Source organism: Mycobacterium triplex, from assembly GCF_000689255.1.
Taxonomy (GTDB): domain Bacteria; phylum Actinomycetota; class Actinomycetes; order Mycobacteriales; family Mycobacteriaceae; genus Mycobacterium; species Mycobacterium triplex.
Window position 1 is genome coordinate 5183072 of record NZ_HG964446.1, and the last position, 23722, is coordinate 5206793.

Here is a 23722-nt window from a genome sequence, read left to right on the forward strand (position 1 = left end):
TCAGGCCGGGCCCGCGGGCGCCGACACATGGGTGGCCTCCGAGCGGCCGCGCAACACGGTGGAATAGCACTCCGCCCAATGACCGCGTTCGGTCTCGTCGGCCCGGTCGATGGCCGCCGCCGAGCATAGGATGCGCCGATCCGCAGTCTTGGCGAGATCCGCCAGGCGGGCGGCTTCGTTGACCGCATCACCGATTACCGTGTATTCATAGCGGTTTTCGGCGCCGATGTTGCCGGCGAAGACCCGGCCCGCCGACACCCCGATACCGAAATCGACGGGGAGTCGGCGCAGTTGGGTGCCCAGCGTGCGCGCCGTCGCCAGCGCCGCCGAGGACGGCTCGCCCGTGCGCAACGGAGCTCCGAAGATCGCCAGCGCAGCATCGCCCGCGAACTTGTTGATCAGGCCGTGGTGTTCGTCGACGGCGTCGACGACGATGCGGAAGAAGTCGTTGAGCACGTCGGCGACCTCTTGCGGCGGACGGCTTTCCGCCAGCTGAGTCGAACCCACCAGATCGATGAACAAGACCGCCGCCTCGACCACATCTCCCGACAGCGACGCGCCCTCTTCGATCGCGCGCTGCGCGACGTCGGCGCCGACGTAACGCCCGAACAGGTCGCGCAGCCGGTCGCGCTCGGCGAGGCCGGCCACCATGCGGTTGAATCCCGTTTGCAGACGCCCGATTTGGGATCGCTCGTAGGCGCCGACAGTGGTGTCGATGTTGCCGCGTTGGACCTGAGCCATCGCGTCGACAACTTCGCCGATCGGGTCCGAAATCGAGCGCGACGTCAGGATCATCGTGGGCAGCCCGAGCAGCAGCGCGGCCAGCGACACCACCAGGATGGGCACGTCGACGTCGGCGGACTTCTGAATCAGCCAGTCATTTGAGCGCAGCACCACCAACGTCGCGACCACGCCGATCGGCAGCGCGCTGACCAGAAACCAGAGCATGACCAGGCGCGCGAACACCCCGGGCACCGCCAACCGGGGCTCGAGCCCCCGGGTCGCCGCACCCATGATGGGGCGCAGGGTGCGTTGCGCGAGCAGCATTCCCGTGCCCGCGGCGGCCGGTCCGCCCAGCACCACGCCGAGCACCATCGGCAACAGCAGCGCGGCGCCGCCGCCGAGATTGACCAGCAGCAAGATCGTGCCGGCCAGCCCCCAGGCGACCATCAGGATCGCCGTTTGGCGACCGGCGAGTTTCATCGCGGTTTCCCGCTGGGCCGCGGTGGGTTCTGCGCCGGCGGCGTACCAGCGCAGCGTGGGGGCGAGGCTGACCATGCCTGCCACCGCCACACCGATGATCCCCAGCACGACCAGCACCACGATCGTCGGTGTGTTCTTCTCCGCGAAATCGACGTCGGTGTTCAGGAACGTGTGACCCCGCAGCGGGATCAGGATGGCGGCGGCGTCGACGACGGCGATGATGTAGGACAGGGCAAGGTCGACCGCGTACTCGATGGACAGCCGCCGCGCTGACTTGCGCTGCGGCGGCTCGGATGTCGCCGCCGGGTCACGCGATTCTCGCGCACCCCGACCTCGCAGCCAGTCCGCGTTGATCACCCTCTAAAGGTAGCCGCGCGGGCGCTAGGCACCGTTATTTGGCCCACCCGAGTTCTGGCCCGGGATGTCGGTGATCGGAAAGTTCGGCATCGGCTTGGGCGAGGGCGTATTGGGCAGCGTCGGAATGTCCGCGGGCGGGATGTCATGGAGTTGGTTGGCCGGTGGCCCGTTTTCGCGGCTACCGTAGCTGCTGCCCGGTGCCCGCGGGCCCAGCAGTTCGCTGACCGTCACCAGGCGGTAGCCGTTGGCCTTGAGCACCGGTATGAACTGGTACACCAGGTCAACCGTGCTCGAGTAGGTGTCGTGGAACAACACCACCGAGCCGGGCTTGATATACGTCATCAGCATGTACCGCGTCGCCGCGGTGTTCGAGTCGTTCGCCCAATCGAAAGGTATTACATCCCAGAGGATTTCGGCCAGTCCATAGTGGGCGGCCGTCTGGCGCACGTCGGGGGTGGACAGCCCGCCGGCGGGACGGTACAGCGTCGGGGTCCGCCCGGTCGCGGCATTGATCGCGTCGTTGGCCTTGGTGAATTGTCCGGCGACGTCCTCGGGCGGCAGCGTCGTCATGTTGGGGTGTTCCCAGGTGTGACTGCCGATTTCCATACCGGCGTCGGCGATCCGCCTGGCCCCGGCCGGGTTGGCGGCCACCTTGTTGCCGATCAGGAAGAAGGTGACCTTGGCGTCTGGGATGCCACAGTCCTTCAAGATTTGCAGCAGCCGCTCGTCGAACGGGCTCGGCCCGTCGTCGAACGTCAGCGCGACACATTTGACCACCGAGCAGCTCATGCTGTCGGCGCGCGTCACGTGACCGGTCAGGCCGCCGATCACCAGCACCGCACCGGCGGCCACGACACCGAACACGGTCCGCCAGTAGCGCCAGGCCTGGGTGTCGGGTCGTTTGCGCACTGTAAAAGCCTACCCACCGCGAGACTGCAGCTAGCGACGCATTTCGTGAGTGCACGCGTCGTGGAATACAGTTTCGCGGCCAAAGGCAATCAGTGCGGGCCGGCGATTTCCTCGAGCATCTCGGTGACCAGCGCGGCGATCGGCGACCGCTCGCTGCGCAGCAGCGTGATGTGGGCGAACAGCGGGTGACCCTTGAGCTTCTCGATCACGGCCGCGACGCCGTCATGGCGGCCCACCCGCAGGTTGTCGCGCTGAGCGATGTCGTGAGTGAGCACCACCCGGGACCCGGTGCCCAGCCGGGACAGCACGGTCAGCAGCACGTTGCGCTCCAGCGATTGCGCCTCGTCGACGATCACGAACGAGTCGTGCAGCGAGCGCCCGCGGATGTGGGTCAGCGGCAGCACTTCGAGCATGCCGCGCGACAGCACTTCCTCCAGCACGGCCGGGCTGGCCAGCCCTTCCAAGGTGTCGAAGACCGCCTGCGCCCAGGGGCCCATCTTCTCGCTCTCGCTGCCGGGCAGATAGCCCAGCTCCTGGCCGCCGACGGCGTACAGCGGGCGGAACACCACGACTTTGCGCTGGGTCCGCCGTTCCAGCACCGCCTCGAGACCGGCGCACAGCGCCAGCGCCGACTTGCCGGTGCCGGCCTTGCCGCCCAGCGACACGATGCCCACCGACTCGTCGAGCAGCAGGTCGAGCGCCACGCGCTGCTCGGCGGAGCGCCCCCGCAGCCCGAACACCTCGCGGTCGCCGCGAACCAGTTGCACGCGCTTGTCCGCGTTGACCCGGCCCAGCGCGTGCGAGCTTCCGCCCAGCAGCCGAATTCCGGTGTGGCACGGCAAATCTCGCGCCTCGACCAGATCTATCTCGCCGTCGGCGAACAGCGCGTCGATGTCCTCGGAAGCGGTCTCGATCTCCTGCATCCCCGACCAGCCGGAGGCGACGACGTCCTGCGCGTGGTACTCGTCGGCGGCCAGGCCTACCGCGGCGGCCTTGACGCGCAGCGGAATGTCCTTGCTGACCAACGTAACCCGCTTGCCTTCGGCGGCGAGGTTGGCCGCGCAGCTCAGGATCCGGGAATCGTTGCTGTCGGTTCGGAAGCCGGCCGGCAGCACCGCCGGGTCGGTGTGATTGAGCTCGACGTGCAGCGTACCGCCTTGTGTCCCAACGGGAATGGGCTGATCCAGGCGCCCGTGCTCCAGCCGCAGATCGTCGAACAAGCGCAACGACTGTCGGGCGAACCATCCCAGCTCGTGGTGGTGGCGTTTAGCCTCCAGTTCGCTGATCACCACCAGCGGAACCACCACCTCGTGTTCGGCGAACCGACTACATGCCCACGGGTCGGACAGCAGCACGGAAGTGTCGATCACGTAGGTCCGGATTTCGGTCACGTAGCGCTCCTCGAGCGGGATGAGCCCGCGCGGACCCGCACAGGCATGTCGGCGGGAACTGCGACACCAGGACCGGGGCCGGTCCTTCCGTTGATCTGACGGGAGGTGCCGCCCTGGCAGCTGAGCAAGACGCTGACCATCGAGAACGACGCTACTCTCGTCGCCGCTTCGCAGCAGCGCAGACGCGCCGACGCCGGGGTGTGACGCTGACCGAGCAGATGTCTAGCCGCTGACGAACTGTCGCAGTTCGGGCTCGTCGGCGACGCCCCAGGCGGTGATGCGGTCGGCGATGGCCTGTCGGAGCTCGGCGGGTCCGAAAATCCCGGCGGCGGCGACGTTTTGCACCTTGTCCTGGTACGCGCGAATGTCGGCGCCGACGACCTGCAGTTCGGCCGCGCGCTTGGCGATCGCGCCGATGGTCTCCTCGCGGGTGACCTTCAGGCAGTGCGCGACGAGATTGGAGAACAACAGTTCGTGGCGCACCTCGTCGCGGGCGATCCGGTCGATGAGCCCAGCCAAGATCGGCTCCTCGAGCTGGGCGGCCAGGTTGCGGCAGAACACGGCATGGGTGCGCTCGGTCAACGCCATGTACACCAGGGTTTCCACCTGGGTGTAGTGGTCGGCGCGGTAGCCCTGCATCAGGTACTCGATGCGGGCCTCTTCGTTGGCGGTGGGGTCGACCTCGCGGGTCACCACCAGGTATTCGCGCAACGCGATGGCGTGCAGGTGCTCCTCGGCGGTCCAGCGGCCCAGCCAGCGGCCCCACCAGTCCTCGAGAATGAAGTGTTCGACGAGCTCGCGGTGATGAGCGGCCAGGTCGTCCTTGAGCAGCAGCAGGATCTCGCAGGCGTCCGTGAAAGCCCGCGGCAGCGTCATGCTGGACGGGTCCCAGTCGCGTCCACCGAGGAAGGCGAAGTTCTCGCCCCGGTCGAACGGCACGTAGTCGTGAGCAAACCAAATGTCATCGGTGGACAGGTGACGGTCCATCTCCGCCTCAACGACCGGCTCGAGTTCCAGGGTCAGCGCATTAGCGACAGGTTTCGTTGCCATGAAAGTAACTGTAACCCGCAGACACAGGTGTTATGAAATCAATCGCGGGTGTCGCGGCCATTACGTGACCTAACGGCCGACCAGTGCCCAGTCCTCGAGCCCGTCGTACAGCGGGAATTCCCTGGCCAGCCGGGTGACCCGGTCACGCAGGGCGGCAACGTCGGCGGAGGTACCGGCCGCCAGCGCCGTGGCGATGACGTCGGCAACCTCGGTGAACTCGGCGTCGCCGAAGCCCCGGGTCGCCAGCGCGGGCGTCCCGATTCGCAGACCCGACGTGACCATCGGCGGCCGCGGGTCGTTGGGCACGGCGTTGCGGTTGACCGTGATGCCGACCTCGTGCAGTAGGTCCTCGGCGGCCTGGCCGTCGAGCGGGGAGTTGCGCAGGTCGACCAGCACCAGGTGGACGTCGGTGCCGCCGCTGACCACCGAAACGCCGGCCTTGGCGACGTCGGCGGCCAGCAGCCGGTCGGCGAGGATCCGGGCACCGGACAGCGTGCGCTGCTGGCGCTCGGCGAATTCGGGGGTGCCGGCGATCTTCAGCGCGACGGCCTTGCCCGCGATCACGTGCATCAGCGGGCCGCCCTGCTGACCGGGGAACACCGCCGAGTTGATGGCTTTCGCGTACTCCTGCTTACCGATGATCATTCCGGAGCGGCCACCACCGAGCGTCTTGTGAATGGTGGTCGACACGACGTCGGCGTGCGGCACCGGAGACGGGTGCAGACCCACCGCGACCAGGCCCGCGAAGTGGGCCATGTCGACCCAGAGCTTGGCGTCGATTTCGTCGGCGATCGACGCGAACGCCGCGAAGTCCAGAATGCGCGGGTAGGCCGACCAGCCGGCGATGATCACCTTCGGCCGGAATTCGAGTGCCTGGGCGCGCACCGCGTCCATGTCGACCAGATGCGTCACCGGGTCGACGCCGTAGAAGCCGTTCTCGTAGAGCTTGCCGGAGAAGTTCAGCTTCATGCCGTGCGTCAAATGCCCGCCGTTGGCCAGGTCCAGACCCAGCAGCCGCTCCCCCGGTGACATCAGGGCGTGCAGCACCGCGGCGTTGGCCTGGGCGCCGGAGTGCGGTTGCACGTTGGCGAAGTCGGCGCCGAACAGCGCCTTGGCGCGATCACGGGCGATGTTCTCCACGACGTCGACGTGCTCGCAACCGCCGTAATAGCGCCGGCCGGGCAGCCCCTCGGCGTACTTGTTGGTGAGCACGCTGCCCTGGGCCTGCAGCACCGAGCGGGGCACGAAGTTCTCCGACGCGATCATCTCGAGCGTGTCGCGCTGGCGGCCGAGCTCCTTGCCGAGCAGCTCGGCGATATCCGGGTCGACTTCGGCGAGCGGGGCAGACATCACGGAGGCGGTCACGCGGGCATCAGGTGCGGCAGTCACGGCCGCCAGTCTATTCCAGCGGTGCCTTTACCCAGCCCAGCCGTCTGGCGTGCGATCGTCCCTGCCACACTGGCACTATGCCCCGGCTGAGCGAGCCGAGCCCTTATGTGGAGTTCGACCGAAAGCAGTGGCGCGCGTTGCGCATGTCGACGCCGCTGGCCCTCACTGAAGAGGAGCTTGTCGGTCTGCGTGGTCTCGGCGAGCAGATCGACCTACTCGAGGTCGAAGAGGTGTACCTGCCGCTGGCCCGGCTCATCCACCTTCAGGTCGCGGCACGGCAGCGATTGTTCGCTGCCACTGCGGAATTCCTCGGTGAACCGCAGCAGAATCCGGACCGGCCGGTGCCGTTCATCATCGGTGTGGCCGGCAGCGTGGCGGTGGGAAAGTCGACCACGGCCCGTGTGCTGCAGGCGTTGCTGGCGCGCTGGGATCACCACCCACGGGTGGACCTGGTAACCACCGACGGCTTCCTCTATCCCAACGCCGAGCTGGACCGGCGAAACCTGATGCACCGGAAAGGCTTTCCGGAGAGCTACAACCGCCGGGCGCTGATGCGGTTCGTCACGTCGGTCAAATCGGGGTCCGACTACGCGTGTGCGCCGGTGTACTCACACCTGCGCTACGACATCATCGCCGGGGCCAAACACGTGGTCCGCCATCCGGACATCCTGATCCTGGAGGGGCTCAACGTCTTGCAAACCGGTCCGACCCTGATGGTGTCGGACCTGTTCGACTTCTCGCTGTATGTGGACGCCCGGATCGAAGACATCGAGCAGTGGTACGTGTCACGGTTCCTGGCGATGCGCAGCACCGCCTTCGCCGATCCGGCATCGCACTTCCACCACTACTCGGCCCTCAACGACACCAAGGCGGTCGCCGCCGCGCGCGAGATCTGGCGCTCGATCAACCGGCCGAATCTGGTGGAGAACATTCTGCCTACCCGTCCCCGCGCCACCCTGGTGCTGCGCAAGGACGCCGACCACTCCATCAACCGGTTGCGGCTGCGCAAGCTGTGACGCACCCGCAATAAGGCCGAGGCGGGGCGCTCGCCGGAGCACTGAGGTGGCCCCGCGGCGCCCCGCATCGGCGGAAGGGAGTGCTACGCGGGCAATCGACGCACTCCCAGGTATTGCAGCCAGGCAAAGGCGGCGGTGAGGACGCCGGTGGCCAGCGTCACGGCCACTCCGATCGCGGTCATCGACACCGCCTCGACGGCCACCAGGGCGCACAGCGTCAAGACGATGTTGGCCACGACGACACCGATGCCGACACTGCGCAAGTCCGGCAGCCCCGTCAGGCTGTAGACCGCCAACCCGTAGAGCACGAAAAAGGCGCCCAGGGCGTATTGCAGGTCGGAACTCAGCCCGGTCAGCGACGCGAGCGGGTCGGCGACGAAGGCGACGGCCAGGCCGCACAGCCCCGTCAGTGTCGCATCTGCACGCATGGCGAAACGCAATAACGAGTCGGTCGCGTCGTACAGGGGCCTGGTCGGCAAGCCGGTAACAGCGGACATGTCATTTCTCCTCGTGACGGCGGTTTGTGTCGAACTGGTTTCAGCGTGCCGCCGGAGCACTGCCATCTCGACGCGTGGCGCTGCCAAGTCCTGCCACGGCATTAATGACCAGGGATTTCGTTCACGTATTCCCGCAACCGGCGGCCGATGTCGAATCCTCACACGGCGACCGCCTCGACGACGCTGTACGGCGATGCCGTATCCACCACCCGCGTCATCCGGAATCCGGCGCGGTCCAGCAATTCGGCGTATCCCGCGGCGGTGCGCTCGCGGCCGTCGAATTCGACGAGCACTTCCAGGTCGAGCAGGTTGCCCACGAAATCGCGATCGTGCTCGGGAAGCACTTGTTCGACGAGCAGCACATGCTTTCCGGCTCCGGCCGCCTTGCGCACGTTGCGCAGGATCTGCAGCGCCTTGTCGTCGGACCAGTCGTGCACGATGTGTTTGAGGACGTAAGCGTCGCCGCCTGAGGTGATTTCCTCGAAGAACGACCCCTCGGCCACCCGGACCCGGTCGGCCACCCGATGCTGCTTGAGCAGGGTCGGTGCGTCCGCGACGACGTGGGGCTGGTCGAACAGAATCCCGCGGGCCTGCGGCGTGGCCTTCAGGATCGCGGCCAACAATCGACCATGCCCGCCGGCGACGTCGACGATCGTGGCGAAACGACTGAAATCGTAGCCCGCGACGACCGGCCCGATTGCCAGCGTCGACGCACTCGTCATGGCTTCGTTGAAAACCTCGTCGTAGTCCTTTTCTTCGGCCAGGTACTCGAAAATCGGTTTCCCACGCAGTTCCGCAACCACCGCCCGATCGGTGCGGATAGCGGTGGTGAGGTGGCTCCAGTGCTCCCGATGCTGCGGTGCACCGACAAATCGAGCCGCGCTGCGCAATGAGACCTCGCTATCGGTGCGCAGCGTCGCCCCGATCGGGTTGAGGGCGTAGCGCCCGTCACGCAGTTGACGGAACACGCCGCAGCCGACCAAGGCCCGCATCAGGCGGCCGACGGCGTCGGCCTCCGCGTCGACGGCCTCGGCCAACTCCGTGGCGGACAACGGTTTCTTGGCCAGCGCGTCGGCGATGCCGAGATCGGCGGCGGCGGTAATCGCTTGCGCCGACCAAGCATTCGAGATCAATTCGAACATCGCGATGGACGGCGGAACCATACGCTGATGCAGCTGACCGAGGTGATGCCGAACGATCCCGATGACCCGAGAGATTTGGTTATCCGGAATTTTTGGTGAAAACATAACTGCTCCTTGTAAATTGAGGTTAGTGTCGCCGCGCACCTAAACAGCGACCGCTTCGACCACGCTGATGGGCGAGGCCGTTTCGACCACCCGGGTCAGCCGGAAGCCCGCGCGGCTCAGTAACCGGCCGTATTGGCCGGCGGTGCGCTCGCGGGCGCCGGCAGCGACGTGCATCTCCAAATCCATCCAGTGGCCCGGGAATTCGCGGTCGTGCCGGGGAATGACGAATTCCACGATCAACACGTGCTTTCCGACCCCGGCGGCGTTGCGGATGTTGCGCAGAATCTGCACGGCCTCGTCATCGGGCCAGTCGTGGATGATGTGTTTGAGAAGGTAGGCGTCACCGCCGTCGGCCACGGACTCGAAGAAAGAGCCTTCGACCAGCTTGACCCGGTCCGCCACGCCCTGTTCCTCGAGTAATGCCGAGGCGCCCGAAACCACGTGGGGTTGGTCGAACAGGATCCCCCGGGCTTGCGGCGTCGCATTCAACACGGCGGCCAGCAGCCGGCCGTGTCCACCCGCGATGTCGACGATCGTTCCGAACCGGCTGAAGTCGTAGCTCGCGATGACGGGCGGGATTTCGAGTTCGGAGAGGTCGGTCATGGCGTCGTTGAAAATCGCGTCGAGTTCCGGCACTTCGGCCAGGTATTCGAAGCAAGGCTTGCCGCGCAGTTCGGGGACCACGGCCCGGCCGGTGCGGATCGAGTCCGTGACGTGGCTCCAATGCTCCCGATCCTGGGGAGATCCCACGAACCGGGCGAACGCGCGCAGCGACCCGTTGCTGTCACTGCGCAGCGTGTCCGCCAGCGGGGTCAGGTCGTAGCGGCCGTCGCGGCGACGACGGAAGATCCCTCGCGAGATCAACGCCCGCAGCAGACGACTGACGGTGTCGGCATCCGCGTCGAGGGCTTCGGCCAACTCGTCCGCGTTCATCGGCTGCTTGGCCAACGCATCGGCAATGCCGAGATCGGCGGCAGCCGTAATCGCCTGCGCAGCCCAAGCATTCGTGATCATTTCCATCATCGCGGCTTGCGGGGGAACCATGCGCTGGTGCACCTGGCCGAGGTGGTGTCGCACGAACTCGAGAGCGCGAGCGAATTGGGCGGGCGGATGGGTCGGCGAAAACATAAGTCCCCCTGGCAGACTCGGATCATGTGTGCGGACCGGTCGGCCGCACATACCGTATTCGTTGCCAGTCCACCCGAAGATGGGTGACGTCGCCATTACAACCGGCGTTGTCAGCCGAATTACGCCGAAGGCTGTACAGATATGGCAGGACGCTGCGGCGCCGGCTAATCGCTGGGGACCGCGACGCGCCCGCGCAGATCGGCGGCGATCAGCCGGGCCGCGGCGTTTTGCCAGTTGTGCAGCGAACGCTGGGGGGCCTCCGTGACGAACCACTGCCAGGCCTGCCGCGCGATCGGATCCAGGCCCGCGGCGGTGGCGTTCTGCGCGTAGGCGCGTACCCCGACCACGTACGGGAAGTACAGCGAGTTGTAGTAGCGCCACTCTTCGGTGGTTCCGAAATCGCCGCCGTCACGCGGTTTCAACCGTGAAATCCCATCGGCAAGAACGGCTTTGAGCTCGTTAGCTCGCTCGACGGGATGATCGGGTGCGCCCCGGGCGGCCAGCCGCTCGTCGATCACCGGCAACGCCGTCAGCGGACTCGCGACCAGCTTGCTCAGGTCGCCGTAGTGGCCCAGGGCGCGCCGGGTGAGCCTGACGAAGGTGACGTCGTCGACGTCGGCGAGCGGGTGCTCTTGCCGCAGCGGCAGCGCCGCTCCGGTGTGCCGCAGCGCGGCCCGATCTGCCCGCAGCGCGGGAGATTTCGAGAACGCCAGCCGGTCGAGCACTCCGGCCAGCGGATCGGCGAGCACCTGCACGGTGATCGCGATCGCCAGGCTGGTGAACAGCAGCACGGTCAGGGTGGTCTGCGCGCCGGGGTCGTCGCGGGTCAGCGCCAGACCGATCAGCGCCTGGCCGCCGAACAGCACCGCCACCGCCACCGAACCGGCGAACGAGCGGAGCATGTCGGCGCGCAGCGCCTGCCCCTCGTCGAACGCGTCCCACAGGGCGACGGCGAGCCCGAGCCCGAGGACATCGCAACTCGTCGACGCCAACGCAAGCCAGCTGGGCACCAGGCCCAGCGGAATGATCAGGATGGCATTGCCCAGCGCGAAGAACAGGGTCGCGGTGATGGCGAGTCCCACGGCCGGCCGCGGGCGCCGGGGGCGGCGCAACGCGACCGCCATCGCGCCCAAGGTGGACACCGAGATCACCGCGAACATCAGCCAGTGGCCTGCCCGCAGCGGCCCGCCGACGCTGCCGGCCAGCATCGCCCCGAACAGGGTCAGCGCGGCGACTCCGGCGATCAGCAGCAGTTCACGGCTGCGCGACCGCCAGCCGTCGCTGGGCCGGGACAGCTCGACGAGCACCGCGAACCACGCCACGCCGGGGATGGCCGTCAGGTAGATCTCGACTCGGCTCAGCAACTGGGCGTGGGAGGGATCGGCGGTCCGAATCGCATCCAGCCCGACGACCAGCGCAAAGCCGCACAGCCCGATCGCCGCCAGTGCGAGGACGGGTTTGCGCGGATCGCGGGCCGCCAGATACAGGCCCAGCCAGGCGCTCAGCGTGAACACCACCGCCGACAGCGCAGCCATCTACCCAGTGTGGCATGGCGGCGACCTGACGCTTCGGACCGCTATTTGCCGTGGCGGCGATCCCGCCGGGTGTAGTCGCGCAGCGCGCGCAGGAAGTCGACGTGGCGGAATGCGGGCCAGTGCGTTTCGCAGAACCACATCTCCGAGTAGGCGCTCTGCCACAGCAAAAACCCCGACAGCCGCTGCTCGCCCGAGGTGCGGATCACCAGGTCCGGGTCGGGCTGCCCGGAGGTGTAGAGGTTCTCGGAGATGGCGTCGACGGTCACCGCTTCGACGAGTTCCTCGCCGGTGACGCCGTTGGCGAGTTCCTTGCTCAACAGCGCGCGCACCGCGCCGACGATCTCCTGGCGGCCGCCGTAGCCGACGGCGACGTTGACGTGAAACGGCGCGACGCTGGGTGTGGACTCGACCGCGCCACGCAGCCGGCGGGCCGGCTCGTCGCCCAGCAGTTCCAGGTCCCCGACCGTGCGCACGCTCCATCGATTGGCGGGTGCGCAGATCTCCTCGACGACATCGGTGATGATCTCGATCAGCCCGGCCAGCTCGTCGGGGTCGCGTTGCAGGTTTTCGGTGGACAGCAGGTAGACGGTGGTCATTTCGACGCCGGCTTCCTGGCACCACCGCAGCATCTCGGCGATCTTGGCCGCGCCCATCCGGTAGCCGTAGCTGACGTCGTCGTAACCCGCGTCGCGGGCCCACCGCCGGTTCCCGTCGCACAGCACGGCGATGTGCCGCGGAAGTTGGGATTTCGAGGCGGCCAGGCCCTGCCTCAGCCGCAGCTCGTAGACGCGGTACAACGGGTCTTTGAGCCGCGGCGGGATAATCTCCACGAAGATCCACACTACTGTGGGCGGCAACCAATTCCGGGATGGATTTCGCCGGATTTCACCAGCGCCGAAACCACGGCACCCGGCCGCTGCGAGCTAGTGTTTGGTGTCAGGCACTGGCACTTTGACCGCCACCGACCAAGGCAGCAGGAGACATGAGCGGGCCGACCACCACCGCCGCCGACCCGGAACCCGAATCGCCGGGAATCGCGGCCAACGCAGCGCAACATCTCGTCGACGGCGTCACCCGGGTACTGACCAAGCCGCGGTTCCGCGGCTGGATCCACGTCTATTCCGCGGGCACCGCCGTCTTCGCGGGCGCCTCGCTGGTCGCGGTGTCGTGGGCGGTGGGCTCCACCCGGGCCGGGCTGGCCACCCTGCTCTACACCTTCGCCACCATCATCATGTTCACCGTCAGCGCCACCTATCACCGCGTGCACTGGAAGTCGGCGGCCGCCGTGAAGTGGATGAAGCGGGCCGACCACTCGATGATCTTCGTGTTCATCGCCGGCAGCTACACGCCGTTCGCCCTGCTGGCTTTGTCACCGGCGGACGGCCACGTGGTGCTCGCGATCGTCTGGGGCGGCGCGGCGGCGGGGATCCTGCTGAAGATGCTGTGGCCGTCCGCGCCCCGCTGGGTCGGCGTGCCGCTCTACATTCTGCTGGGGTGGGTTGCGGTCTGGTACACCGGCGAGATCCTGCACAACGCCGGGGTGGCCGCGATGGTGCTGCTGTTCGTCGGCGGCGCGTTGTACAGCATCGGCGGCATTCTGTACGCGCTGCGCTGGCCCGACCCGTGGCCGTCGACGTTCGGCTATCACGAGTTCTTCCACGCCTGCACCGCGGTGGCGGCGATCTGCCACTACATCGCGATGTGGTTCGTGGTGTTCTGACCAGACCAGGCCCTCGAGACTGCCACCAGCGACGGGACTACTCGCGAAACCGGTAGTGGAATACAGTTTCGCGGCGTTATGACGGCACGCCCAGGGCTGCGGCCAGATCGTTCGACCGAGTCACCGGCAGATCGCACAACCGTCCGCGGCACACGTAGGCGGCGTCGTCGCCCCGCACCCGATCCCGGCCGACCAGCAGTGCCGAGGAATCCATCTTGCCGCCGATCACGATCGCCCCGCCCGGCGCGAGCCGGCGGGCGTCGGCCAGCAGCGATGAGCGCGGCGAGTGACAGGCGATCGCGATCTGCAGCGGGCCGCGGATCGCGGCCTCGGCCACCGAAATCCAATGCCCGGCCGACCGCGGGGCCTTGGCCAGCAGCACCGAATGCGCGGCCAGCGCCTGCGTCGCCGCTTGCAAATAGCGCGGCGCCCTGACGCTGCCGACCAGATGCGCCGCGGTCAGCAGCGCTTCGGTGATCGTCGACGCGCCCGACGGGGTGGCCCCGTCCAGCGGGTCGGACGGGCGCAACATCAGCTGCTCGGCATCGTCGGCCGTGTCATACCAACGGCCGGGGCGCTGCGGGTCGGCGAAATGCGCCAGCGCGGTGTCGAGCAGCTCGCACGCCGCCGTCAGCCAGACGTCTTCGACGGTCAGCTGGTAGAGCGCCAGCAGCCCGGTGGCCAGCGCCGCGTGGTCCTCCAGAATGGCGGCGCTCTCGCCGACGACCCCACCCAGGCTGGCCCGCCGCAGCCGGCCGCCGACGACGTGGGTGTCCAGCAGCGCCGACGCGCAGCGCCGCGCCGCGCGGGCCAATTCGGGTTCGTCCAGCGCCACGCTGGCCTCGGCCAGCGCGGTGATCGACAGCCCGTTCCACGACGTGATCACCTTGTCGTCGCGTCCCGGCTGGGTGCGGGTGCGCCGGGCGGCCAACAGCGCGGTCCGCACGCGCGCCAGCCGTGGCGGGTCTTCGGGGTCGGCGGGCAACTGCAACACCGACGTCCCGTGTTCGAAGGTCCCGTCCCGGCTGACAGCGAAAACCTCAGCGGCCCAAGGGCCGTCGTCGGGGCCGAGTACCTCGGTCAACTGCTCACGTGTCCAGACGTAGGTCGAGCCCTCGCGGCCGTCGGCGTCGGCATCCAGCGACGAAGCGAACATGTCGCCGTCGGCCAGCTCGTCGAGCATGAATTGTGCTGTCTGCGCGGTGACCCGGCGGGCCAGCGGGTCTCCCGTGCGCCTAGTCCAGTGCGCGTAGGCACGCAGCAGCAGCGCATTGTCGTACAGCATCTTCTCGAAATGCGGTACCACCCAAGCCTTGTCGACGCTGTAACGGGCAAATCCGCCGGCGAGTTGGTCGTAGATGCCACCGCGGGCCATCGCGGCGCCAGTGCGCTCGACGGCCTCCAGCGCCGCCGGCGACCCGGTGCGCTCGTAGTTGCGCAGCAGCGCTTCGAGCACCGCCGACGGCGGGAACTTGGGCGCGCCGCCGAACCCGCCATGCGTCAAGTCCTGGTCGCCGAGCACGTCGGCCACCGCGTGGTCACACAGTGCCGGGTCGATGTCGAAGCCACCATCCGGCAGTCCCCCGAAAGACCAGGCCATCTTGCGCAGCTCGCCGGCGATGTGATCCGACGCCTCCTCGACCTCGGCACGGCGTTGTCGCCAGGTTTCGGTGACAGCCGAAAGGAGCTGCAGGAATCCGTCTTTCGGGTAGTAGGTGCCGCAGAAGAAGGGACGACCGTCCGGAGTCAGAAAACACGTCATCGGCCAGCCGCCGTGACCGGTCAGCGCGATGGTGGCGTTCATGTAGACCGCGTCGATGTCCGGCCGTTCCTCGCGGTCGACCTTGACGCAGACGAAGTTCGCGTTCATCGCGGCCGCCACCTCGTCGTCGGAGAACGATTCATGGGCCATCACATGACACCAGTGACAGGCGGCGTAGCCGATCGAAAGCAGGATCGGCACATCGCGTTCGGCCGCGTCCTGGATCGCCTCCGGTGTCCACTGCTGCCAGTGCACCGGGTTGTCGGCGTGTTGACGCAAATAAGGGCTGGTGGCCAGCCCGAGGGTGTTGGTGGACGACGATTCAGCCGGGCTCATCGCCGGGTCCTGACACCGATCCGCCTCCCGGACCGGGCGCCTCGTCGTGGGGCGGGCCGACCGCATCTGTGCCCTCGTCGGCGGCCTGATCGGGTTCGGGGTGCTTGGGGTCGAACGACTCGGGCACCTTCTTCAGTTGCCGGTTCATCGACCGCAGCAGAAACAGGGTGGCGATCAACAGCAACACGACGACCAGCAGCCCGATCGGACTGGCCTTGCCGAAATCGGGCCCGGTGTTGTGCGGAGGCCCGTCGGCGATCACCGTGAGTAAAAGGCGGCTCACGCGTGGTTCTCGATTCCGGTGAACAGGTCGTCCTCGGGCAGGCTGACCGGGACGCGGGAGCGCGCCAACTCGAACTCCTCAGTCGGCCATAGCCGCTGCTGCCAGGCGATCGGGGCGGCGAAGAATTCGGCCTTGGGGTCGATCTGCGTGGCGTGTGCGCGCAGCGCGTCGTCGCGCTGGCTGAAATATTCCGAACACTCCACCCGCGTGGTTACCCGCGATTCGAACGGATCGTGTTCGGGTTTCCAGTGCTCAAGCCACTTTTGGAACGGTGGCTCGTGACCGTGCTTGACGGCTTCGTCGTGCAGCAGCTGCATTCGCTGCCGCAGGAAGCCGTGGACGTAGTACAGCTTGGACACCGTCCAGGGCTCACCGGCATCCGGGAAGCGGGCGTAGTCGCCGGCCGCTTCGTAGGCGCCCACCGAAACCCGGTGGCAGGCAATGTGATCCGGATGCGGGTAGCCGCCGTTCTCGTCGTATGTGGTGATCACGTGCGGGCGGAACTCGCGGATTACGCGCACCAGCGCCTCGACGGACTCCTCCAGCGGCACCAGCGCGAAGCAGCCCTCGGGCAGCGGCGGCGGCGGATCGCCTTTGGGCAGACCGGAATCGACGAAACCGAGCCAGGTGTGCTCGACGCCCAGGATTTCGGCCGCCTTGGCCATCTCGTCACGGCGAATCTCGGTGATGTGCTCTTGCACGTCGGGCAGGTCCATCGCCGGGTTGAGGATGTCGCCGCGCTCGCCGCCGGTCAACGTCACGACCAGCACGCGGTGACCCTCGTCGGCATACCGGGCGAGTGTGGCCGCACCCTTGCTGGATTCGTCGTCGGGGTGGGCGTGCACCGCCATCAACCGCAGTTCGCTCACGTGTCCCCTTGTCGGTCCGCTGGTCTCCCCTCGAGCCTATAAGGACCCTATAATTCCAGTTTCCCCATGTTGCATGCTGTCGGCCGTCCTCCGGCAGCACCTAGGCCCACACGTGAAACAGCGATGACCCAGACTTCCATTCCTCGCCCCGAGGCCCGTTACGGGCGCTCGCGGCTGTCCGGCGTCTCGCGACGCCGGGTGGCCCTCGCGCTGGGTGTGCTGGTCCTCGCGGCGGGTATCGGCGTCGCGATCGTCGGCTACCAGAGGCTGGGCACCAGTGCCGTCTCGGGTTCGCTGGCCGGCTATCAGGTGGTCGACAACGAGACCGCGACGGTCACGATCAGCGTGACGCGATCCGATCCGTCGCGGCCGGTGGACTGCATCGTGCGGGTCCGCGCCAAGGACGGCAGCGAGACGGGTCGGCGCGAGCTACTGGTCGCGCCGTCGACCCAGGCAACGGTGCAGGTCACGACCACCGTGAAGTCGTCGGCGCCGCCGGCGATGGCAGACATTTACGGGTGCGGCACCGACGTGCCCGGCTACCTGCGCACGGCCTGACGGGTGACAAAGGTGAAGCTCAAATGACGTCATCGGCTGTTTCCACAGTGGTAACATGGATGAATGCACGGTTCCTCCTGGGACCGTGTATTGCTGCATTAGCGGCCGTGAGCACGACGGCACGGCAGCAAGGGGCGGGACCCAGACACTCCCTGCAACGCATTTCACACACTCACGCGGTTACGCGGAGAAACACGACGAGGAGCACGACGAGATGACCGACACTCAGGTGACCTGGCTGACCCAGGAATCACATGACCGGCTGAAGGCTGAGCTCGATCAGCTCATCGCGAATCGTCCCGTCATCGCCGCGGAAATCAACGATCGCCGCGAGGAAGGCGACCTCCGGGAGAACGGCGGCTACCACGCCGCCCGTGAAGAGCAGGGCCAGCAGGAGGCGCGCATCCGCCAGCTGCAGGACCTGCTCAACAACGCCAAGGTCGGCGAGGCGCCCAAGCAGTCCGGCATCGCGCTGCCCGGTTCGGTGGTCAAGGTCTACTACGACGGCGACAAGTCCGACACCGAGACGTTCCTGATCGCCACCCGCCAGGAGGGCGTCAAGGACGGCAAGCTCGAGGTGTATTCGCCGAACTCACCGCTGGGTGGCGCCCTGATCGACGCGAAGGTCGGCGAGACGCGCACCTACACCGTGCCCAACGGCAACACCGTCGAGGTCACGCTGGTCAGTGCGGAGCCGTACCACGACTAGTTCCGCCGCGAACTAGCCCAGGGCTTGTTCGAGGTCGGCCAGCAGGTCGCCGACGTCCTCGATGCCCACCGACAGCCGAACCAGGTCGTCGGGGACTTCCAATTGAGAACCGGCCGTTGAGGCGTGCGTCATCGCGCTGGGGTGCTCGATCAGGGACTCCACCCCACCCAGCGATTCGGCCAGGATGAACACTTTGGTTCCCGCACACAGCTTTTCGGCGGCTGCTCGGCCCCCGCGCATGCGCACCGACACCATGCCGCCGAAACCTGACATCTGTCGCGCGGCGACCTGGTGGCCGGGATGGGTCGGCAGACCCGGATAGAGCACCGTGCTCACCGACGGCTGCCGGGCGAGGAATTCCGCGACCGCCAAAGCGTTTTCGCTGTGCCGCTGCATCCGCAGCACCAACGTCTTCAGGCCGCGCATGGTCAGGTAGGCGTCGAACGGGCCCGGCACCGCGCCCGCGCCGTTCTGCAGAAACGCGAAGGCGTCGTCGAGCGCTTTGTCGTTGGTGACCAATACGCCGCCCACCACGTCGGAGTGGCCGCCGATGTACTTGGTCGTCGAGTGCAGCACGACGTCGGCGCCCAACGTCAACGCCTGCTGCAGCGCCGGCGAGGCAAAAGTGCTATCCACCAACACTTTTGCCGAATGCTGCTGGCCGAGCTCGGCAATGGCCGCGATGTCGGCGACCGAAAGCAGCGGATTGGTCGGTGTTTCCACCCAGATCAGCCGGGTCTGCGGCGTGATCGCGGCCTTCACGGCGTCGAGGTCGGAAAGCGCCGCCGGCGTATACCCGACGTTCCAGTGCGTGAAGACCTTGTCGATCAACCGGAATGTGCCGCCGTAGGCGTCGTTTGGGATGACCAGATGGTCGCCGGGCCGCAGCATGGCGCGCAGGGCACAGTCGGTTGCGGCCATCCCGGAGCTGAACGCCCGCCCATAAGCGCCGCCCTCGACGGCCGCCAGTGCGGCCTCCAGCGCGGCCCGGGTCGGGTTGCCGGTGCGGGCGTATTCGAATCCGCCGCGCAGACCGCCGACGCCGTCCTGGGCGAACGTGCTGCTCGCGTAGATCGGTGCGTTGACCGCCCCGGTCGCGGGATCCGGGTGGTAGCCGGCATGGATGGCCTTGGTGGCCAGCCCGTCGATTCCGTCGTGTCCGCCGCGGTTTTCGCTCATCGCCCATCAGCCTATCCAGCGGCGCGCGATCACGTCGGGCGCACTCAGGCCGTCAGATCGGCAGTACCACCGTCGTCAGGATCTTGTCAGCGATCGTCTGCCGTTTGGCGTCCCACAGCGGAAACAGGAAACCGATGAAGCAGATGACCGCGTCGACGAAGTGGGCGAGGTCGCGCACGACGGACAACCCGAAGCCGATCGGCTGGCCGGTGGTCTCGCTGACCACCTTGATTTTCATCACCGTCTTGCCCACGCTCGAGCCGGTGGTGCCCTGGCGGTAGCCCCGGTTCCAGAGCCAGTACGCCAAGCCCGCCAGCGTCGCCAGCCATTGCGCCAGCTGGCCGATCATCGAGGGCTGGCTCACGCAGTACTGGCTGACGTCGTACTGCGTGATGTCGGTGACGCAGGACGACTGTTGGGTGGCGTACATGATCCCGGTGCCGATGCCCTGCACGATCGCGTACGGCAGGTAGTCGATGATCAGCGCCAGCACCCGGGTGATCCACGGCGTGTAGGAGTCGGTCGGCAGCGCACGGACCGCTGGTCCGGGCGGCGGCGGCGCGTATCCACCGGCCGACGGCGGAGGGGGCGGCGGGTAACTTCCGCCGGGTGGCGGAGGCGGGGGCGGGACCGAGCCGCCGGCCGCGGAAGGAGCGGGTTCATACCCGCCGGAGGCCGGTCCGAAGCCGCCGGGTTGTTCAGGCGGCGAGGAGGGCGGCGGCTGATCGGTCATGGTGCAACCTTCCACTGCGGGTTAGCTGAACTAGCCGCATTACAGTACCTGAGAAGCCGCGCGTCGCGGAGGCGCCAGACACGCGTCGTCAACGCCGGCGAGGCCCGTCCGACAGAAAGCCCAACAGGTCGTATCGGGTGATCACGCCGACGGGTTTGCCTTCCTCGACGACCATCAGCGCGTCCCAGTCGCGCAGCGCCTTACCGGCCGAACCGACCAGCTCGCCGGCACCGATGATCGGCAGCGGCGGGCTCATGTGCTCCGAGACGGCGTCGGCCAATTTGGCGCGGCCCTCGAAAACCGCCGACAGCAGTTCGCGCTCGGAGACACTGCCGGCGACCTCACCGGCCATCACCGGCGGTTCGGCGCCGACCACGGGCATCTGGGACACCCCGTACTCGCGCAGGATGCCGATGGCGTCGCGCACCGTCTCGGTCGGGTGGGTGTGGACCAGGTCGGGCAGCGCGCCCGACTTGCCGCGCAGCACGTCACCGACCGTGGGCTGCTCCGTCGAGCCGTCGAGGCGGGTGCGCAGGAAGCCGTACGACGACATCCACGCGTCGTTGAAGATCTTCGACATGTAGCCGCGGCCGCCGTCGGGAAGCAACACGACGACCAGTGCGTCCGGCCCGGCTTCCTCGGCCACCTTCGCCGCGGCCACCACGGCCATCCCGCACGAGCCGCCGACCAGCATGGCTTCTTCACGGGCCAGCCGGCGAGTCATGTCGAACGAGTCGGAGTCGGAGACCGCGATGATCTGGTCGGGCACCGTCGGGTCGTAGGCCGCGGGCCAGAAATCCTCACCGACCCCTTCGACCAGATAGGGCCGGCCGGTGCCCCCCGAGTACACCGACCCTTCGGGGTCCGCACCGACGATGCGCACGGGTCCTTCCGGTCGACCGCCCGATACCTCCTTGAGGTAGCGGCCCGCGCCGGTGATCGTCCCGCCGGTGCCGATGCCGGCGACGAAGTGGGTGACCTTGCCGTCGGTGTCGGCCCAGATCTCGGGACCGGTGGTCGCGTAGTGGCTGGCCGGGCCCTGCGGGTTGGCGTACTGATCGGGCTTCCAGGCACCGTCGATCTCGTCGACCAGCCGGTCGGAGACGCTGTAGTAGCTGTCCGGGTGTTCCGGCGGCACCGCCGTCGGGCACACCACCACCTCCGCGCCGTAGGCGATCAGCACGTTGCGCTTGTCCTCGCTGACCTTGTCGGGGCAGACGAACACGCACTTGTAGCCGCGGTGCTGGGCAACCAGCGCCAAGCCGACGCCGGTGTTGCCCGAAGTGGGTTCGACGATCGTGCCGCCCGGCTTGAGCAGCCCGGCGGCCTCGGCGGCGTCGATCATCTTCACCGCGATGCGGTCCTTGGAGCTACCGCCCGGGTTGAGGTATTCGACCTTTGCCGCGACCGTGCCAGCACCGGCGGGGATGACGGAGTTCAGGCGAACCAGTGGCGTGCCGCCGATGATGTCACTGATGTGCTGCGCAATTCGCATGCGTTCATCGTCTCAGGCGATTTCTGGCCGCGCACATCCACTCTCGGTGCGGACGGGTCACAGGCCGGCCGGGCGGCTAGCCGGTGGCTTCGCGGATGTACTCCCCGATTTGGCGCAGCGAACGGACCGCCTCGGGCACCAGCGGCGCCGCCAGCTGGAAGTCGTGAACTTGGCCCGGCCAGACCCGGACTTCGGCCGGCACCCCGACGGCGGCCAGCCTGCTCGCCGCTAACCGCGCGTCGTGCAGCAACACCTCGGATCCGGAGACGTGGATCAGCGTGCGTGGCAGGCCGGGCTTGATGTGCTCGAGGGGTTCGTAGATCTCCTCGGCCTTGCCGTCGACGACGTTCTTCTGCGCCGCGCTAGCAACCAATTCGACGAGCGCATCGAACGCCTTTGCGCCGAACATCGCATCGGTCTTGATGTTGGGGTGCGTTTGCTTGTATTCCTTTGCTAGCTGCAGCAGTGGCGAGATCGCCACCAGCGCCGCCGGCTCCTCGCCCTCCTCCTGCAGTCGTTGCGCGAGCGTCAGCGCGAGATACCCGCCCGCGGAGTCGCCGGCGAGCACGATCTGCTCCGGTTCGTACCCGCGCCGCCGCAACCACCGGTAGGCGTCGTGACAGTCCTGCACCGCCATGCCGACCGAGTGCTTGGGCAACAGCCGGTAATTGACCACCAGCACGGGTGAGTCAGCAAATTTCGAGATGGCTTCGACCACCCGGCCATGAGAGTTTGCTCCGCAGGTCAAGAAGGCACCGCCGTGGAAGTAGAGCACCACTCGCCGGGTGCCGTCGGCGGGCAACACGCCCGGTGCGCGGACCAACTGCGCCGACGCATTCGGCAACTTCACGGTGTTTCGCACGGTGGCCGACACCGGCAGCAACGCTTTGGCCGCGAGGTCGATCAGGCCCCAGGGCCAGGGCAGGGTGGGCGCGTAGCTGCCGGCCGCCAAAATGGGCCGGATGGTGACACGAGAAGCCAGTGTGGCTACTCGTCCCTGGACACTGGGGCCGGATTCGAGGACCTCGACCGGTGCGCCGTCGCTGATCGCGAATTTACGCGCCGCGGCCCTGCGTGACTTCAGCAGGTCACGAAGGTGGGCGGCATTCCGTGGTGCACCGGAAACCGTGCTAGGTGCGGTCATGCTCGACACTCCTACGCCTTTGTAGTGCGATACAGCATGTGACGAGCAGGCCGAGCGCCCAGTTCAATTCGTGCGCCGAGTCGTTCAGCCAACCCGTTAAACTTAGCTTCGCAGGCATTTCTTAAAGGAACGTTTGAAGAGTCTGATTTGATACCACATCTGATTCACAACGTGACCGCATTGTTTGCCGGGCGTCCGCGCAAACACGACAGTCGATCTAAACTGATCCCGTGACCGTTAGGGTGCCACGTCTTTCGACAATCGCCCTGGCCACGGCGGGCGCAGTCGCCTCGACAGGTACTGCCTATCTGGGGGCGCGGAACTTGCTCGTCGGCCAGGCGACGCACGCGCGCACCGTCATCCCCAGGGCCTGGGACATCCCGCCCCGCGCCGACGGCGTGTACTCACCCGGCGGCGGCCCGGTGGAACGCTGGCAGCGCGGCATGTCCGCGGATCTGCACCTGATGATCTTCGGCGACTCGACCGCCACCGGATACGGCTGCGCGAGCGCCGAAGAAGTGCCGGGTGTGTTGATCGCGCGCGGCCTCGCCGAGCAGACCGGCAAGCGTATTCGGTTGAGCACCAAGGCAATTGTCGGCGCCACCTCGAAGGGCGTCTGCGGGCAGGTCGACGCGATGTTCGTGGCCGGGTCACCGCCGGACGCGGCCGTGATGATGATCGGCGCCAACGACGTGACCGCCCTGAACGGGATCAGCCAGTCCGCGCGACGGCTGGGCCGCACGGTGCGCAAGCTGCGTTCGCGGGGCGCGGTGGTGGTGGTCGGTACCTGCCCGGATCTGGGCGTGATCTCCGCGATCCCCCAGCCGCTGCGGTCGCTGGCACACGCGCGGACCCGACAGCTCGCCCGCGCGCAGTCCGCGGCGGTGCGGTCCGCCGGCGGCGTGCCGGTACCGCTGGCGAACCTGCTGGCTCCCCAATTCCGCGCCACTCCCGAGCTGATGTTCTCCGCCGACGGCTTCCACCCCTCGCCGACCGCGTACGCCTTGGCCGCCGCGCAGCTACTGGTGGCGCTCTGCGATGCGCTGGGCGAAGAGATCGAGGGCCCGGTGCTGAACCTGGCCGCGCGCGCCGAGACACCCATGGTCAGCGGCGGCCACACCCCGCTCAGCGCCATGTCGCGGCTGTGGCGGCGCCCAGCGCACAGCGAGGCCGCCCCGTCGTCGAACTGACCAATCGGCCCCGTCTAGATTT

The 23722-nt window shown here is 67.5% G+C and carries 22 protein-coding genes; 5 read left to right on the plus strand and 17 right to left on the minus strand.

Annotation, left to right across the window (positions count from 1 at the left end; genetic code table 11):
• The 5 genes from BN973_RS23925 to glyA form a co-directional block, all read right to left on the minus strand.
• Window positions 1-1464 (minus strand): adenylate/guanylate cyclase domain-containing protein, encoded by a 1464-nt coding sequence (locus BN973_RS23925; protein WP_051641635.1) that lies wholly within the window; start codon window positions 1462-1464, stop codon window positions 1-3.
• Between the two features lie 120 nt (window positions 1465-1584).
• Window positions 1585-2469, minus strand: a complete 885-nt coding sequence (locus BN973_RS23930; RefSeq protein WP_036471190.1) for a polysaccharide deacetylase family protein — start codon at window positions 2467-2469, stop codon at window positions 1585-1587.
• Window positions 2470-2558: 89 nt separating this feature from the next.
• Window positions 2559-3860 (minus strand): PhoH family protein, encoded by a 1302-nt coding sequence (locus tag BN973_RS23935; RefSeq protein WP_036471191.1) that lies wholly within the window; start codon window positions 3858-3860, stop codon window positions 2559-2561.
• 222 nt (window positions 3861-4082) lie between these two features.
• On the minus strand, window positions 4083-4910 hold the full coding sequence (locus tag BN973_RS23940; protein WP_036471192.1) for an acyl-ACP desaturase: 828 nt from the start codon (window positions 4908-4910) through the stop codon (window positions 4083-4085).
• Between the two features lie 69 nt (window positions 4911-4979).
• Window positions 4980-6260: a serine hydroxymethyltransferase gene (gene glyA, locus BN973_RS23945; RefSeq protein WP_036472985.1), complete on the minus strand. Its 1281-nt coding sequence runs from the start codon at window positions 6258-6260 to the stop codon at window positions 4980-4982.
• A 116-nt stretch (window positions 6261-6376) separates the two neighbouring features.
• Between glyA and coaA the strand changes: the two genes are divergently transcribed.
• Complete coding sequence (gene coaA, locus BN973_RS23950; protein ID WP_036471193.1) at window positions 6377-7315, plus strand: type I pantothenate kinase; 939 nt, start codon at window positions 6377-6379, stop codon at window positions 7313-7315.
• Window positions 7316-7398: 83 nt separating this feature from the next.
• On the opposite strand, the gene BN973_RS23955 is transcribed toward coaA, so the two are convergent.
• The 5 genes from BN973_RS23955 to BN973_RS23975 form a co-directional block, all read right to left on the minus strand.
• Window positions 7399-7812, minus strand: coding sequence for a hypothetical protein (locus BN973_RS23955; protein ID WP_036471194.1), 414 nt, complete (start codon window positions 7810-7812; stop codon window positions 7399-7401).
• Window positions 7813-7970: 158 nt separating this feature from the next.
• Entirely contained in the window at window positions 7971-9059 is a 1089-nt protein-coding gene (locus BN973_RS23960) for a methyltransferase (RefSeq protein WP_036471195.1), read from the minus strand.
• 39 nt (window positions 9060-9098) lie between these two features.
• Window positions 9099-10187 (minus strand): methyltransferase, encoded by a 1089-nt coding sequence (locus tag BN973_RS23965; RefSeq protein ID WP_036471196.1) that lies wholly within the window; start codon window positions 10185-10187, stop codon window positions 9099-9101.
• A 164-nt stretch (window positions 10188-10351) separates the two neighbouring features.
• Window positions 10352-11722 carry a hypothetical protein gene (locus tag BN973_RS23970; RefSeq protein ID WP_036471197.1) on the minus strand — a complete coding sequence of 457 codons (1371 nt, stop codon included), beginning with the start codon at window positions 11720-11722 and terminating at the stop codon, window positions 10352-10354.
• Window positions 11723-11763: 41 nt separating this feature from the next.
• Window positions 11764-12552 (minus strand): (2Z,6E)-farnesyl diphosphate synthase, encoded by a 789-nt coding sequence (locus tag BN973_RS23975; RefSeq protein WP_036472986.1) that lies wholly within the window; start codon window positions 12550-12552, stop codon window positions 11764-11766.
• 152 nt (window positions 12553-12704) lie between these two features.
• Between BN973_RS23975 and trhA the strand changes: the two genes are divergently transcribed.
• Entirely contained in the window at window positions 12705-13442 is a 738-nt protein-coding gene (gene trhA / locus BN973_RS23980) for a PAQR family membrane homeostasis protein TrhA (RefSeq protein WP_036471198.1), read from the plus strand.
• A 76-nt stretch (window positions 13443-13518) separates the two neighbouring features.
• Here trhA and BN973_RS23985 read toward each other — a convergent pair whose 3' ends face one another.
• From BN973_RS23985 to mca, 3 genes are read right to left on the minus strand one after another with little or no spacing between them, the layout of a single operon-like run.
• Entirely contained in the window at window positions 13519-15540 is a 2022-nt protein-coding gene (locus BN973_RS23985; RefSeq protein ID WP_036471200.1) for a thioredoxin domain-containing protein, read from the minus strand.
• Window positions 15527-15823 carry a hypothetical protein gene (locus tag BN973_RS23990; protein ID WP_036471201.1) on the minus strand — a complete coding sequence of 99 codons (297 nt, stop codon included), beginning with the start codon at window positions 15821-15823 and terminating at the stop codon, window positions 15527-15529. The genes BN973_RS23985 and BN973_RS23990 overlap by 14 nt, the downstream gene beginning before the upstream one ends.
• The gene (mca, locus tag BN973_RS23995; protein ID WP_036471202.1) at window positions 15820-16692 is read right to left on the minus strand and encodes a mycothiol conjugate amidase Mca; all 873 of its coding nucleotides are present in this window, start codon (window positions 16690-16692) and stop codon (window positions 15820-15822) included. Before mca ends, BN973_RS23990 begins: the two co-directional genes overlap by 4 nt.
• Window positions 16693-16815: 123 nt before the next feature.
• Between mca and BN973_RS24000 the strand changes: the two genes are divergently transcribed.
• Both BN973_RS24000 and greA read left to right on the plus strand, forming a co-directional pair.
• Window positions 16816-17250 (plus strand): DUF4307 domain-containing protein, encoded by a 435-nt coding sequence (locus tag BN973_RS24000; RefSeq protein ID WP_036471203.1) that lies wholly within the window; start codon window positions 16816-16818, stop codon window positions 17248-17250.
• A gap of 214 nt (window positions 17251-17464) precedes the next feature.
• Window positions 17465-17959 (plus strand): transcription elongation factor GreA, encoded by a 495-nt coding sequence (greA, locus tag BN973_RS24005; protein ID WP_036471205.1) that lies wholly within the window; start codon window positions 17465-17467, stop codon window positions 17957-17959.
• A gap of 12 nt (window positions 17960-17971) precedes the next feature.
• On the opposite strand, the gene BN973_RS24010 is transcribed toward greA, so the two are convergent.
• From BN973_RS24010 to BN973_RS24025, 4 genes are all read right to left on the minus strand, one after another.
• Window positions 17972-19138, minus strand: coding sequence for a cystathionine gamma-synthase (locus BN973_RS24010; RefSeq protein ID WP_036471206.1), 1167 nt, complete (start codon window positions 19136-19138; stop codon window positions 17972-17974).
• A 52-nt stretch (window positions 19139-19190) separates the two neighbouring features.
• The gene (locus tag BN973_RS24015; protein ID WP_036471208.1) at window positions 19191-19871 is read right to left on the minus strand and encodes an RDD family protein; all 681 of its coding nucleotides are present in this window, start codon (window positions 19869-19871) and stop codon (window positions 19191-19193) included.
• An 88-nt stretch (window positions 19872-19959) separates the two neighbouring features.
• Window positions 19960-21366, minus strand: a complete 1407-nt coding sequence (locus tag BN973_RS24020) for a cystathionine beta-synthase (RefSeq protein WP_036471210.1) — start codon at window positions 21364-21366, stop codon at window positions 19960-19962.
• Between the two features lie 76 nt (window positions 21367-21442).
• Complete coding sequence (locus BN973_RS24025; protein WP_036471211.1) at window positions 21443-22510, minus strand: alpha/beta hydrolase; 1068 nt, start codon at window positions 22508-22510, stop codon at window positions 21443-21445.
• 242 nt (window positions 22511-22752) lie between these two features.
• Between BN973_RS24025 and BN973_RS24030 the strand changes: the two genes are divergently transcribed.
• Window positions 22753-23700, plus strand: a complete 948-nt coding sequence (locus BN973_RS24030; protein ID WP_139830013.1) for an SGNH/GDSL hydrolase family protein — start codon at window positions 22753-22755, stop codon at window positions 23698-23700.
• The last annotated feature ends 22 nt before the right edge of the window (window positions 23701-23722 follow it).